Consider the following 14,438-nt stretch of genomic DNA (forward strand, 5'->3'; position numbering starts at 1 on the left):
CGGCTGAGGCTCGACCAGGCGCGACTGCAGCTCGACCGGCCGCGGCTGAGGCTCGACCGAGCGCGGCTGGGGCTCAGCCGACCTCGGGTCCTCGGCGACCGGGCGCGGCTCCGACGGCTTCCGCGGCTGTTCGGGCGCGGCGGCGGCGTCGAACCAGCGGGACAGGACGTCGCGGTAGGCGGGCATCCGCTCGGTCGGGGCGTCGAGGTCCAGGTGGGCCTCGTCGTCCACGGTCGGCCACTCCGGCGCCTGGTCGCGGGCCACCACCGGGGCCCGGCGCGGCGGCCCGGCCTCGATCGACGGCGGCGACAGCTCTTCCGGCTCCGGCTCGGGTTCGGGCTCCGGCGGCGTGAGCGGGGCGAGCGGTGCCAGCAGCTCGGGTTCCGGCGCGACGGGCGGCTCCGCGGGCGGGGGCGGCGCCGGCATCGGCGGCAGCTCGACGATCAGCGCCGCGGGCACCAGCACGGTCGCGACCAGCCCGGATTCCGCGCCCGCGCTGAGACTGACGTCGATGTGGTGGCGCGTGGCCAGCGTCGCGACGACGAACAGGCCCATCCGGCGCGACACCTCGACGTCGACGTCCGGCGGGTGCGCGAGCCGGGCGTTGGTGCGGTCGATCTCCGCCTGGGGCATGCCAGCGCCGTGGTCGACGATCTCGATCTGCCAGTCGCCGTCGTGGGTTTCGGCGCTCGACACGGTGACGATCTCTTCGCCGGAGTACCGCGTCGCGTTTTCCAGCAGCTCCGAAACGACGTGCACGAGGTCGTTGACGGCTTCCCCGCGCACCGCGACCTGCGGGGCCGGGCCGAGTTCGATCCGCTGGTAGTGCTCGACCTCCGAGAGCGCGGCCCCGATGATCTCGTCGGCCGACACCGGGCCGGCGTCCTCCCGCGCCGAGTCGTTGCCGGACAGGACCAGCAGGTTCTCGCTGTTGCGCCGCATCCGCGTCGCGAGGTGGTCGAGTTCGAACAGCCCCGCGAGGGTGTCCGGGTCCTGCTCGTCGGCCTCCATCCGGTCGAGCACCGAAAGCTGCCGTTCGACGAGGTCCTGGCTGCGCTGCGAGAGGTTGACGAACATCGCGTTGACGTTCTCGCGCAGCATCGCCTGTTCGCCGGCGAGCCGGACGGCCTCGCCGTGCACCGCGTCGAACGCGCGCGCCACCTGGCCGAGTTCTTCGCGGGTGAACACCGGCACGGGCGCGACGGCGAGCCGTTTCCGCAGGTTCTCGGGCGCGGGCTCGGGATCGGTGAGCAGGTTCTGCACGGCCGCGGGCAGCCGGTGCTCGGCCACCTCGAGAGCCGTCCGGCGCAGGATCCGCAAGGGGCGCAACAGGGACCGCGCGATGACCACCGACAGCACGCCGGCGACGAGCAGGACGCCGAGGACGACGCCGCCGTCCCACAGCGCGGCCGTCCGGGCCTGCGCCGCCAGGGCGTCCGTGCGTTCCTGCAACTGGACCAGCAGCGCCTGCTGCACCTGGTGGGTGAGGTTCACCGTGTGCGTCGCCGAAGTGTCCCACTGGTTCGGGTCGAGGCCGGAGAGGTTCTGGTCGTTTTCGGTGCGGGTGAGCGCGGATTCGACCATGTCGTTGCCGATGTCGACGACCAGGCCGATCACCGTGTCGTCGAACATCCGCTGCTGGTCAGGGGTGGCGAAGGTGCGGTAGTCGCTGCGCGCGGCGGCCAGTTCGGCCTCCGCGCCGAGCAGCGCGCGCGTGCGGTCGCGGTTGAGGGTGCCGGCCGCGAGCGCCTCGGCCATCACCGCCCGCTTGACCGACATCTGGTCCTTGATCCGGGCCAGTGCGTTGCCCGCCAGCCGCATCCGCGCGAGCTCCGGGTCGGCGACGTCGGCGGCGGCGGAGTCGCTGATGTCGAGCAGGCCGGAGATCAGCTCGCTGTAGGAGCGCAGCACGGCGTCGGCGGGGAACGCCGAATGCTCCGCGGAGAACCGCAGGCCACCGAGCACGCGCAGCCTGTCGTCGGTTTGCTGCAGGCTTTCCGCGGCCTTCGCGTCGAGCCGCGGCTTGCTGTCGGCGAGGGTGCGCTCGAACGTGCCGATGCCCCGGTCGACGCGGGTGCGCTGGGCGCTGAGCTCGGCGGTGTCGCCCTGCCGGTTCTGGGCGACGAACCGCACGGTGAGGTCGCGCTCGCGCTGCAGCTCGTGCAAGGCTTCGGCGACCGTGTTGTCGACCCGGCCGCGCGTGGCGAACTCGGCCAGCTGCCGGGCGTCGCGCAGGTCGGAGCTGATCCGCAGGCCGACGAGCGCGATCACGGCCAGCGCCGGGATGAGGAGGACGGCGAAGAGCTTCGTGCCGAGACGCCAGTTCCGCAATCGCCAGCGGCCACCCGCCGGACGCGGATCCGCCGCGTCGCCGCCCTTGCGGGGACGCTTGTCGCGACGGGTCACCTGGTTTCCTTTTCCGCCGCGGGCGGGAACCCGCGGATCGAACGACACTCGAACCTACTGAACGGTAGCCCGCCCCATGAAGATCCGAAAGCCGCGCTGGCACGATACGGCCCTGCCCGCGATCGTATGGGGCGCGGACCATACGATCCAGCACGAGAACCAGATTCTCGCGGTAGGTGAAGGGTCATGAACAGACGCGGACGGCTGATTCCGCTGGTAGCGGCGCTTCTGGCGACCGCAGGATGCAGCGTGTTCTCTTCCGGCACCCCCGCGCCCCCGCCGCCGCTGGAGCGGACCACCCTGCGCGTCGGTGTGGGCAACGCCATCGACACGGCCCCGCTGCGGATCGCCGTCGCGGCCGGGAAGTTCGGTTCCGCCGGGCTGAACGTGCAGCTCGTCGAACTCGGCGCGGACGACGGGCTCGCGAAGCTGGCCGCCGGCGACCTCGACGTCACCTTCGCCTCCGACATCGCGATGTTCCGCGCCGCGGCCGGCGGGACGGCGTTGCAGCTGCAGGGCGAGGCCTACACAGCCGGCCCCAACACGATGGCCCTGGTGACCTTGCCGGACTCGGACTACACGGTGCCGACGGCGAAGAGGTCCCCGAAGATCGCGGTGAACATGCTCGACGACGTCGGCGCCCTCGTCGCGCGCTCGGTGCTGGGCACCGCGGGCGTCGACGAGGCGAAGATCAAGTTCACCGCGGTGCCGTTCGACCGGATGCCGCAGTCCCTGCAGGCGGGCGACGCGGACGCCGCGCTGATGATCGAGCCGTACATCACCCGCGCCGAGAAGGACCTGGGCGCGCACATCCTGGCCGACGGCGCCCGCGGGTCGACGCTCGATTTCCCGCTCTCCGGCTACGTCGCGGCCAAGCCGTTCGCGCAGGCCAACCCCCGGACGCTCCGGGCGTTCCGCACCGCGCTGGGCGCCGCCCAGCAGAGCGCGACGGACCCGGCGATCGTGCGTGACGCGCTGCCGAAGTTCTCCGACATCGACACGACGACGGCCGCGCTGATTTCGCTCGGCTCGTACCCGGCGTCGCTCAACGGCATCCGGCTGCAGCGCGTCGCCGACCTGATGCACAACTCGGGCCTGCTGGCGAACCGCCTCGACGTCCAGGGCCTGCTCCCCGACCAGACCGGGTACTAGCCCGATCGGCTAGATGTTCTCCCCGGTCTTGATCAGGCACACCGTGCGGGCCGGCGGCCCGGCGTAGGTGAACACGTCGTCGGCGCCCTCGCACTTGTCGTCGCGGTCGTAGCCGGAGAGGATCTCGACGCGCTCCTGCGCCGCCGGGTCGGTGCAGGACACCTTGCCGATCGTGCTCTCGTCCTCGATGTCGCGCAGGCAGTCGCCGGCCTCGACGTTCAGGGCGAGGCAGAGCATCCTGCCGGACCCGGACCCGGACCCGGACCCGGACCCGGTGCGGAACCGCACGTAGTCGCCACGCGCGCAGGCGCTGGACCCGTAGGAGTTCTCGACCTTGTACGTCGCGGTGTTCTCGCTGCAGCCGACGCGGTGGTAGGCGAGCTTGCCCGCCCCTTCGCGCGTCAGGTACAGGCAGTCGCCGTCTCCCGGCGGCCCGCTGCGGTCGGCCCAGTAGATGCCCATCGCGCCCAGCGCGCCCAGGCCCAGCGCGGCGACGACGCACGCGACCAGCGTGATCCGCACCTTCACGGTGAACCAGTGCGGTATCGGCTGCTGCCCCGGAACCGGCGGCATCGGCGCGGGCTGCGGGTAGCCCGGCGACCGGAACGGGTTGTCGTCGAACGGCGGTGTGGTCAACGTGCCCTCCAGTGATCCCCTCGGCACCTCGACCCACCGGCGGACCCGCGAGAGGAGCGGGCCGGAGCGAGGCACGTATAACAGTAGTTGTGACTGATGGCCCGCTGATCGTCCAGTCCGACAAGACCGTGCTCCTGGAGGTCGACCACCCCCAGGCCGATGACGCGCGGATCGCGATCGCGCCGTTCGCCGAGCTCGAACGGGCGCCCGAGCACGTCCACACCTACCGCATCACGCCCCTGGCCTTGTGGAACGCGCGCGCCGCCGGCCACGACGCCGAGCAGGTCGTCGACGCGCTGACGACGTACTCGCGCTTCCCGGTGCCGCAGCCGCTGCTGATCGACGTCGTCGACGTCATGGGCCGGTTCGGGCGGCTCCAGATCGCCAACCACCCGGCGCACGGCCTCGTGATGTCGACCACCGACCGCGCGGTGCTGGCCGAGGTCGTCCGGAACAAGAAGATCAGCCCGATGCTGGGCGCCCGGATCGACGAGGACACCGTCATCGTGCACCCGTCCGAGCGCGGGCGGCTGAAGCAGGCGCTGCTGAAGGTCGGCTGGCCGGCCGAGGACCTGGCCGGGTACGTCGACGGCGAAGCCCACCCGATCGCCCTGGACGAGACGGACTGGCACCTGCGCGACTACCAGCGCCAGGCGGCGGAGGCGTTCTGGGCGGGCGGCTCGGGCGTCGTCGTGCTGCCCTGCGGGGCGGGCAAGACGATGGTCGGCGCGGCGGCGATGGCCAAGGCCGAGGCGACGACGCTGATCCTGGTCACGAACACGGTGGCCGGCCGGCAGTGGAAGCGCGAGCTGATCGCGCGGACGTCGCTGACCGAGGAGGAGATCGGCGAGTACTCCGGCGAGAAGAAGGAGATCCGGCCGGTCACCATCGCCACCTACCAGGTGATCACCCGCAAGACCAAGGGCGAGTACCGGCACCTGGAGCTGTTCGACTCCCGCGACTGGGGCCTGGTCGTCTACGACGAGGTCCACCTGCTCCCGGCACCGGTGTTCCGGATGACGGCGGACCTGCAGTCCCGCCGCCGCCTCGGCCTGACCGCCACGCTGGTCCGCGAGGACGGCCGCGAGGGCGACGTCTTCTCGCTGATCGGGCCCAAGCGCTACGACGTGCCGTGGCGCGACATCGAGGCCCAGGGCTGGATCGCCCCGGCGGAGTGCACGGAGGTCCGCGTAACGCTGACCGACGCGGAGCGCCTCGAGTACGCCACGGCCGAGGCCGACGAGCGCTACAAGCTGGCGGCGACGGCGTTGACGAAGACCCCGGTGATCAAGTCGATCGTGGCCAAGCACGCGGGCGAGCCGACCCTGGTGATCGGCGCGTACCTCGACCAGCTGGAAATGCTCGGTGACGAGCTCGACGCCCCGGTGATCCAGGGCGCCACCCGCAACAAGGAGCGCGAGGAGCTGTTCGACAAGTTCCGCCGCGGCGAGATCCGGACGCTGGTGGTCTCGAAGGTGGCGAACTTCTCGATCGACCTGCCCGAGGCCTCGGTGGCGATCCAGATCTCGGGCACGTTCGGGTCCCGGCAGGAGGAGGCCCAGCGGCTGGGACGGCTGCTGCGCCCCAAGGGCGACGGGCGGCAGGCGCACTTCTATTCGATCGTTTCGCGCGACACGGTGGACACGGAGTACGCGGCACACCGCCAGCGGTTCCTGGCGGAGCAGGGCTACGCGTACCACATCGTGGACGCGGACGACCTGCTCCGGCCGCTCTGACCCCATCACCCACCCCCGCCGGCTCACGAGCCGAGGTAACGCAGGACGGCGAGCACCCGACGGCTGTAGCCCGCCGCCTGCGGCAGGTCGAGCTTGTCGAAGATCGCGTTGGCGTGCTTCTCGACCGAGCTCTGCGAGATGTACAGCAGTTGCGAGATGCTCGTGTTCGTGTGCCCCTGCGCCATCTTCTCCAGGACGTCCCGCTCCCGCTGGGTCAGCCGGCCCAGCGCGATCTCGTGGGACGACCGGGCCACCAGCCGCCGCACCACCTCCGGGTCGAAGGCCGCGCCGCCTTCGGCCACCCGCTTCAGCGCGTCGAGGAACTCACCGACCTGGACCACGCGATCCTTGAGCAGGTAGCCGACGCGGCTGCCGTCCCCCTCGATCAGCTGGGCGGCGTACCGCTTCTCGACGTACTGGGAAAGGACGAGCACCCCGGTTTCCGGCCACTTCTCCCGGATCTCGAGGGCGGCGCGCAGTCCCTCGTCGGTGTGGGTCGGCGGCATCCGCACGTCGGTGACGACGACGTCGGGCTTCTCCTGCGCGGTGGCCTCGACGAGCGCTTTTCCGTCGCCGACCGCGGCGACGACGTCGTGGCCTTCCTCGGCCAGCAGCCGCACCAGGCCTTCGCGCAGCAGCGTCGAGTCCTCCGCCAGGATCACCCGCACGGCAGCACCGCCCGCACCGTCGTCGGGCCGCCGTCCGGGCTGTGCACGGTGAACTGCCCGTCCGCCGCCGCCACCCGCCGCGCCAGGCCGGCGAGCCCGCCGGTACCGGCGGGCTCGGCACCACCCGAGCCGTCGTCGACGATCTCCACGATGTACTTCCCGGCCCAGAGGCGGACATCGATCGAGATGGCCGTCGCGCCGGAGTGCTTGGCCGCGTTGGTGACGGATTCCGACGCCACGAAGTAGATGACGGTCGCCAGCTCGAGCGAAGGGGGCAGGAGGGCGAGGTACCGCACCTTGACCGGGATGGTCGCTCGTTCGGCGAGGGATTCGAGAGCGGTGTCGAGACCGTCGTCGAGCGCGATCGGGTACACGTGCCAGGAAACCTCCCGCAGTTCGTGCAGAGCGGTCTGCGCTGCCTCGTGCGCCTGCCGGACCAGATCGGCGTCCCCCGTGCGCCGCGCCCGGCCGAGCAGCAGGCCCAGTGCGACCAGCCGTTGCTGCACGCCGTCGTGCAAGGCGCGTTCGATGCGACGGCGTTCGTCGTTCACCGCCTCGACGACTTCCGCACGGGTGTGCTCGAGGTGGAACATCCGGCGCTCGAGCAGGATCCGGTAGCTCGGGGTGAGGAAGCGATCGGCCAGCTTCCGGTCCAGCGTGACGACGCCGGAGATGCCCTGCCCGCAGAGGAACGCCGCGATCGCGGCGAGCCCGGCGATCAGGAGCCAGCCGAGGACGGTTCCCGCACCCTCGCCGCCGGGAGCGCGCCCGGCGAACAGCTGCTTGGCGTAGACGACCGCCGTCGCCACGCCGGCGCCGATACACACCCAGACGCCCACACCGAGCAAACCGACGAGCGAGCGCAAGGACAGGTATTGAAGAGCCCGGATACCGTCGTAGTCGTGGGCGTTGACCTGCCCGTGGAACCGCCACAACCGGAACCGTTCGAACCAGGCGAGCCGGTACGCGCCGCGCAGCACGGCCCGGCGCGTCGCGGGAACGACGAGCAGGGGTGCACTCAGGACGACGTACAGGACCTCGGCGAGCCCGGTGAGCCCGCCGATCCCGACGCCCGCCGAGGTGCGCGCAGCTGAAGTGATCACGCGATCCAGGCTAGCCAGGCGGCGGCCGGTCGGTATTGCGGTTTTCCGTAATCTTCCGGGTGGTGTTCTGCAATGTCCTGACCGGCCCGGATTCCTAGATTCGGGGCCATGGACATCCTGCTCACCACCGCCCCCGCCGAGCCGATGACCGGGCTGGCCGGCTGGGCCGTCGGGCTCATCGACGCGCTCGGCGGGCCCGGCGCCGCGATCATCGTCGGCCTCGACAACCTGTTCCCGCCCATCCCGAGCGAGCTGGTGCTCCCACTCGCCGGGTTTTCCGCCAGCCGGGGCGCTTTCACCCTCCTCGGCGCCCTGTTCTGGACGACGCTGGGGTCCCTGGCCGGCGCGGTGCTCGTCTACTGGCTGGGCGCGCTGCTCGGCCGCGACCGCACCCGCGCGCTGGTGAGCCGCATCCCGCTGATGACGGTGAAGGACTTCGACCGCACGGAAGCGTGGTTCGCCCGCCACGGCGGCAAGGCGGTGTTCCTCGGGCGGATGGTGCCGATCTTCCGCAGCCTGATCTCCCTGCCGGCCGGTGTCGAGCGCATGGGATTCGGCCGTTTCCTGGTGCTGACCACGGCGGGGAGCCTGCTGTGGAACACGGCGTTCGTCGTCGCGGGTTATCTGCTCGGCGAGAGCTGGTCGCTGGTCGACCGCTACGCGGCGGTGTTCCAGTACGCCGTGCTGGCGGCGGTGGCTGTGGCGATCGGCCTGTTCGTGGCGGTCCGGCTGCGCAACCGGCCGGCCACCCGCCGGACTGCGAGCGAGCGGTGAAAACCCGCACCGGCACAAGGGTGAGGGCCACGCCCCCTCGACGTGGCCCTCACCCCTACCCCCGGCAATCAGTAGTTCGTCAGCTGGAAGTCCCCGGCCCCGCCGGTCTGCTCGACCCAGGTGCCGTACGGGCCGCCTTCCTTGACCGTCAAGGAACCGTCCGTGCGCAGCGCGCCGACCCGGCCGGTCGGGGCGTCGACCTCGATCTTCGCGGTGTTCGCGAGCTGGTCGATCCAGCCCGCGTACAGGTTGCCCTGCTTGACCGACGCCAGCCCGCTGGTGAACACCACACCCAGGTAGTCGCCGGACAGGTCGACCTGCTGCACCCCCGACGTCTGCTCGACCCAGGAGCCGTACAGGCCGCCTTCCTTGACCGTCAGCGAACCGTCGGTGCGGACGACCGCGATGCGGCCGGTGCTCGCGTCCAGTTCGACGTCGGCCGCACCGGGCAGCTCGTCGACCCAGCCCGCGTACAGGTTGCCCTGCTTGGCGTACACCATGCCGTTGTTGTCCACCACCGCGATGTAGTCGCCCGAGAGCTCGACTTCCTTGGCGTTGCTCGTTTCCTCGACCCAGCCGCCCTGCAGGCCGCCCGCCTTGACGGCGACCGTGCCGTCGGTGCGCAGGACGGCGATGCGGCCGGTCGAAGACTCGAGCGCGAAGTCCTTGACGTTGTCGGCCTGCAGGAACCATTCCTGGTACAGGTTGCCCTGCTTGACGTAGAGGTCGCCGCTGCCGGTGAGCACGCCGACCATGTCACCGTGCACTTCGGACTTGGCGATGCCGCCACCGTGCACCGCGGTCCAGCCGGCGTAGAGGTTGCCTTCCTTCACCTGCACCGAACTGTCGTTGAACCGCACGCCCAGGCGCGGGGTGACGGGCTTCGCCGGGTCGGTCAGGCCGACCGGGCTGACGAACGCGGAGATCGGCTGGCCGGCGATGGACTGGCCGACCCGGCCGGGCCCGGTGAAGTACTCGACGCTGGTGCTGCCGGGGCCGCCGTTGCCCCAGTTGCCGTTGATCGTGCGGATGGTGCCGTCGGCGTTCACCGTGTCGACCATCGCGACGTGCTCGGCGTAGCCGTTGCCCTGGTACCGGAAGACGACCGCGTCCCCCACCTGCGGGACGTACCCGGGATCGGTGTGCAGCGTGCCCTTCTGCTGGCCGTACAGGTAGAAGCTGCCCGCGGCGGCGGTCAGCCGGTCGGTGTTGAGGTTCCGGTTGCCCCACACCCATCTGACGAAGTCGGCGCACCAGGCCCACTGCATCCGGCAGCTGTCCATGAACCCGACGCCGCCGAGGCTGTTCGTGCTGCAGGTCTGCTTGTGCAGGTTGGCGGCGGCGAGGTCGCGGACGTCGGTCCGCGAATCCGCGCCGGCGGGGACGGCGCCCAGCAGGGCGAGGACGGCGGCGGCGAGGACGGTCGTGGTGACTCGCTTGAGCGACATGAGGTTCTCCTTCGGAGGCACCGGAGATCAGCGGGTGCAGGTGATGGCGCCGTCGGCGACGGGCAGCGAGCCGCCGTTGAAGTAGGCGAGCGCCTTCTTGTAGTCGGCGCAGCGGTTGAGCGACTCGGTCGGGTCGAGGGCGTAGGAGTAGCCGATCGCGCGGCCCACCGCGCCCATGTCGTAGTTGTCGGCGGCGGCGTTGATGTTGTGGGAGGTCCAGTACCAGCGGGCGATCTTGGCGCTCCAGTCGAGCGTGGCGGCGTCGCCGGGGTGGTTCAGGAAGTCGTGGCCGAGCGCGTCGCCGGCGGACCGGTAGTTGAAGTCGTTGGTCAGCTGGATGAACCCGCGGCCGCGGTACACGTCGGCGTTGCCCGCTTCACCGGCGTTGTAGCGGAAACCGCTCTCGTGCTTGAGCGTGGCGAGCAGCGCGGCCTTGCGGCTCGGCGTGGTGATGCCGCCGGCGGCCATCTCGGCGTTGAGGCTCGGCAGCCCGGCCGCGACCGTGTCGGTGGCGTAGGTCGAGCCGTAGACGGCGGTGATGTCGGCCGGCGAGACCTGGCCACCGGTCGAGGTGGCGCCGGCGGCGGCGAGCGCCAGCTGCTGGATGCCGTTGGTCTGCTCGACCCACGTCCCGTAGAGGCCGCCGTCCTTGACGGTGACGCTCCCGTCGGTGCGCAGCACGCCGATGCGGTCACCGGCGATCTGCAGGGCGGCGGCGCCGGGGAGCTGGTTCACCCAGGAGGCGTAGAGGTTGCCTTCCTTGACCGTCGCGAGCCCGTTGTCGAGCACGACACCGATGCGGCTGCCGGACAACTCGAGCTGCTTGACGCCGGAAACCTCTTCGACCCAGTTGGACCAGAGGTTGGACTCCTTGACGGCCACGGTGCCGTCGGTGCGCAGGACACCGATCCGGTCGGCGGAGAGCTCGAGGTCGGCGACCGAGCCCAGCTGGTCCACCCACGGCGAGTAGAGGTTGCCTTCCTTGACCGTCGCCAGGCCGTTCTCGAACACCACGCCGACCCGGTCCGGGGTCAGTTCCAGGTCCTTGACGCCGCTGGTCTGCTCCACCCAGGTCGCGCTCAGGGTGCCGTCCTTGACCGCGGCGGTGCCGTCGTTGCGCACCACGCCGATCCGGTTGCCGGCGAGCCGGAAGTCGCGGACGTTGCCCGCTTCTTCCACCCAGTCCGTCCACAGGTTGCCCTCTTTGACGAAGACCTTCGAGTCCGCGGTCAGCACGCCGATCCGGTCGCCCGAGATCTCGAACTTCTGCACCCCGGTCATCTCCTCGACCCAGGAGGCGTAGAGGTTGCCTTCCTTCACGAGCAGCTTGCCGCCGGCCAGCACACCGATGCGGTTCGCACCCGGCGGGAGGTCCCCGGCGGACGCGGTCGCCTGCAGGCCGGCGACGGCGAGCCCCGCGACGAGCGCCGCGGTGGCGGCCCGGCCCAGCGTCTTCTTGAGCGTGGACATGGTTGTTCCCTTCTTCACCTCGGGAAAGATCCGCAGGTCCCGAGGGGCGCTGTAGTTGCGACCCCCTGCGCCCTCCTCGGGACGGGAAGAAGCTTCTCCCGCCGGGATCAAAGAAACCTGAAAGCCTTTTTTGAGGCGTCGACCAGCGGAAACGTCCCGATCAGCGTCGGACGGAAGGAGAACTTTCAGCCGGGTTCGAGAGCCGGACCACCGGCCGGGGCTCCCGCGCCTCCCGGCTGCCGTGCAGCCGGAAGATGCCCGCGGCCTCCGTCCACGCCGCTTCGGCGCCCGCGGCCTCGCCGAGGGCGTCGAGCGTCGTGGCGAGGTCGCGCAGGGCGCGCGCCCGCCACACCGGGAGCATCAGCGCGTCCCACCACTGGACCGACCGCTCGAGGTGGGCACGCGCGTCGACGAACCGCCCGGCGGCGAGCTCCAGTTCGCCCAAGGTGCGCAACATCAGGCCCTGGCCGAAGCCGTCCTGCATCTCGTGGCAGGTGGCGAGGCAGCCGAGCACCGCCTCGCGCACCTCCTCGCCGCGGCCCTGGCGAATGCGGACCTTGGCGAGCGACTGCACGGCGTAGGCGGACATCAGCGGGTCGTCGGCGGCGCGCAGCAGGTCCACCGCCTCCTGGCTGCACCGGGCCGCCTCGGTGAGCCGTCCGGCGGCGCGGTGGACGAGGCCCACCGAACGCAGGGCGAGCGCGTGACTGCTCCCGTCGCCCGTCGTCGCGTACCCCGCCACGGCGAGTTCGGCGGCGACCAAGGCCTCGTCGAGTTCGCCCTGTTCGGTGAGGACGCGGCCGAGCCCGTGGAGCGCCTGGATCTCGGCCTGCTTCTCGCCCAGCTCCCGCAGCGCGGGCAGGGCGAGGTCGAGCGAGTGCCGGGCCTGCGCGAACTGGCCGTACTCGCACTGCACGACGCTGAGGTCGAGCCGGCTCATCGCCTCCCCGCGGCGGTCGCCGTCCAGCTCGTACGCGGCGAGGGCCTGCTCGTGGTAGGCGATCGACTCGTCGAAGCGGTCCTGTTCGTACCGCAGCCAGCCCAGCCCGGACAGCAGCCGTGCCTCGCCGGTGCGGTCGCCGGTCCGGCGCGCGGCGGCGAGCGCGGCGTTGTGCGTGCGCCACCACTGCCCGAACAGGTTGCGCACGGCGAATACCGACGAGCACAACGCCGCCGCCAGCCGGGTGGCGACGTCGGTGAGGTCCAGCCCGCTGACCCGCTCGACCACGCCGACCAGGCCGGTCTGCTCCGCGTCGAACCACGCCTCCGGGTCGATGAGGATCTCGTCGATCTGTGCCGGCGCCAGGTACCGCGCCAGCGCGCTGCCTTCGGCGGGAGCGTGCGGAGCCCGGCGGCCCACGAGCTCGACCAGCCCGAGCCAGCACTCGGCGGCCCGCTCGGCCGACGCCTTGACCTCGTCCGCGGTCTCCTCCGCCTCGCCGCGTTCCCGGGCGAAGGCGCGCGTCAGGTCGTGGATCTGGTAGCGCAGGGCGCCGCCGTTGTCGTCCACAATGGACACGTCGAGCAGCTGGGCATCGACGAGCCGCTCGACCACTTCCTCCGCTTCGTGGCCGTCGCAGCCGAGCAGGGGCGCCACCACCCACGCCCCGAACGAGGAGACGTCGAGGAGGCCGAGCCGGCGCAACGCGGTCCGTTCGCGGTCGTCCAGGCCGTCGTAGCTGAGCGCGAAACTGCCGCGCACCTCGAGGTCGCCGAGGGTGAGCTCCTGCAGGATCCGGTGCTGCACGCGGAGGCGCTCGGTGAGCCTGCCGACCTTCCACTGCGGCCGGGCGGCGAGGCGCGCGCCGGCGATCCGCACGGCCAGCGGCAGGTTGCCGCACAGGCGCACCAGCTCGCGGGCGGCTTCGGGCTGTTCCGCCACCCTGGCGTCGCCGATGACCCGGCCCAGGAGGTCCAGTGCTTCCGCTTCGTCCAGCACGGGCAGGTGCAGGTGGGCGGCGCCGCCGAGCGCGCCGAGGCGTTCCCGGCTGGTCACCAGCGCCGCGCAGGTGTGGCCGCCGGGCAGCAGCGGGCGCACCTGCCGTTCGTCGGACGCGTCGTCGAGCACCACGAGGATGCGCCGGTCGGCGAGCAGCGTGCGGTAGAGCTGGGCGCGTTCCTCGGCGCGCGCGGGGATGTCCGCCTCCGCCACGCCCAGCGCGCGCAGGAAACCCGCCAGCACCTCGGCCGGATCGGCGCGGACGGCCTGCACCCCGCGCAACGAGGCGTAGAGCTGGCCGTCGGGGAACTGCTCCCGGACGCGGTGCGCGACGTGCGCGGCGACCGTGCTCTTGCCCGCGCCGGGCTTGCCGTAGACCGCGCACAGCCGCGAGCCGGTGGCCTCGGCGTCGGACAACCACCGCGTCAGCTCCGCCACTTCGTGCCCGCGGCCGGTGAAGTCGGCGATGTCGAACGGGAGCTGGCTCGGCACCGGGACCCGCAGGTCGCTTCCCGGTCGCGACGCCGGCGCCTCGTGTTCGTCACGCAGGACGCGCTCGTGGGCCGCGAGCAGCACCGGGCCGGGCTCCAGGCCGAGCTCGGCGCGCAGCGTCTTCCGCCCGTCCTGGTAGCAGGCGAGCGCGTCGCCCCGGCGGCCGCTCTGGTGCAGGGCGAGCATGAGCTGGGCACGCAGGCGCTCGCGCAGCGGGTGCTCGGCGACGGCCGACGTCAGCTCCGAGACCAGCGATTCGCCTTCGCCGGTCTCCAGCTCGACGTCGACGCGGTCCTCCAGCGCCGCGATCCGCAGTTCCTCCAGCCGGGCGCGTTCATTGTCGGCCCACAGGCCCTGCGTCCCGCCGAGCGCGCTCCCCCGCCACACCGCGAGCGCCTGCCGGAGGTGGGCGATGGCCCGGCCGGGTTCGCCGGCCGCCTTGGCACGACGGCCCGCGGACGCCTCCCGGACGAAGGTGTGCAGGTCGACCTGGTCGAGGTCGACGGCCAGCCGGTACCCGCCGCCGCTGCGCGCGATGACCTCGGGGTCGCCGCCGTCGGCCAGCGCACGGCGCAGGGCGGAGACGTAGGTGTAGACGGCGGCGCGGGCCTGGT

At 71.7% G+C, this 14,438-nt stretch carries 10 protein-coding genes; 3 read left to right on the forward strand and 7 right to left on the reverse strand.

Annotated features, from left to right (window positions below):
* Window positions 1-2,406, reverse strand: a 2,406-nt coding sequence (locus CCN39_RS43460; protein ID WP_244211278.1) for a sensor histidine kinase, incomplete at its 3' end; no start/stop codon positions are given.
* 186 nt (window positions 2,407-2,592) lie between these two features.
* Here CCN39_RS43460 and CCN39_RS43465 point away from each other — a divergent pair.
* A complete protein-coding gene (locus tag CCN39_RS43465) occupies window positions 2,593-3,558 on the forward strand; it encodes an ABC transporter substrate-binding protein (protein ID WP_086852500.1) in 966 nt (321 codons plus the stop codon).
* A 9-nt stretch (window positions 3,559-3,567) separates the two neighbouring features.
* On the opposite strand, the gene CCN39_RS43470 is transcribed toward CCN39_RS43465, so the two are convergent.
* Complete coding sequence (locus CCN39_RS43470; protein ID WP_086852502.1) at window positions 3,568-4,194, reverse strand: LppU/SCO3897 family protein; 627 nt, start codon at window positions 4,192-4,194, stop codon at window positions 3,568-3,570.
* Between the two features lie 89 nt (window positions 4,195-4,283).
* On the opposite strand from CCN39_RS43470, the gene CCN39_RS43475 reads away from it, so the two are divergent.
* On the forward strand, window positions 4,284-5,930 hold the full coding sequence (locus CCN39_RS43475; RefSeq protein WP_086852504.1) for a DNA repair helicase XPB: 1,647 nt from the start codon (window positions 4,284-4,286) through the stop codon (window positions 5,928-5,930).
* Between the two features lie 23 nt (window positions 5,931-5,953).
* Here CCN39_RS43475 and CCN39_RS43480 read toward each other — a convergent pair whose 3' ends face one another.
* Window positions 5,954-6,598 (reverse strand): response regulator transcription factor, encoded by a 645-nt coding sequence (locus CCN39_RS43480; RefSeq protein ID WP_086852506.1) that lies wholly within the window; start codon window positions 6,596-6,598, stop codon window positions 5,954-5,956.
* Window positions 6,589-7,701, reverse strand: a complete 1,113-nt coding sequence (locus CCN39_RS43485) for a sensor histidine kinase (protein ID WP_244211279.1) — start codon at window positions 7,699-7,701, stop codon at window positions 6,589-6,591. Before CCN39_RS43485 ends, CCN39_RS43480 begins: the two co-directional genes overlap by 10 nt.
* Before the next feature lie 108 nt (window positions 7,702-7,809).
* On the opposite strand from CCN39_RS43485, the gene CCN39_RS43490 reads away from it, so the two are divergent.
* Window positions 7,810-8,475 (forward strand): DedA family protein, encoded by a 666-nt coding sequence (locus CCN39_RS43490; protein WP_086852508.1) that lies wholly within the window; start codon window positions 7,810-7,812, stop codon window positions 8,473-8,475.
* A 68-nt stretch (window positions 8,476-8,543) separates the two neighbouring features.
* On the opposite strand, the gene CCN39_RS43495 is transcribed toward CCN39_RS43490, so the two are convergent.
* The 3 genes from CCN39_RS43495 to CCN39_RS43505 all read right to left on the reverse strand — a co-directional run.
* Entirely contained in the window at window positions 8,544-9,923 is a 1,380-nt protein-coding gene (locus tag CCN39_RS43495) for a CHAP domain-containing protein (RefSeq protein ID WP_143264380.1), read from the reverse strand.
* A gap of 27 nt (window positions 9,924-9,950) precedes the next feature.
* Window positions 9,951-11,393 carry a glycoside hydrolase family 19 protein gene (locus CCN39_RS43500; RefSeq protein ID WP_086852510.1) on the reverse strand — a complete coding sequence of 481 codons (1,443 nt, stop codon included), beginning with the start codon at window positions 11,391-11,393 and terminating at the stop codon, window positions 9,951-9,953.
* A gap of 160 nt (window positions 11,394-11,553) precedes the next feature.
* A partial coding sequence (locus CCN39_RS43505; RefSeq protein ID WP_086852512.1) for an AfsR/SARP family transcriptional regulator occupies window positions 11,554-14,438 on the reverse strand: 2,885 nt, incomplete at its 5' end.

It is taken from the genome of Amycolatopsis kentuckyensis (genome assembly GCF_002155975.1).
Taxonomy (GTDB): domain Bacteria; phylum Actinomycetota; class Actinomycetes; order Mycobacteriales; family Pseudonocardiaceae; genus Amycolatopsis; species Amycolatopsis kentuckyensis.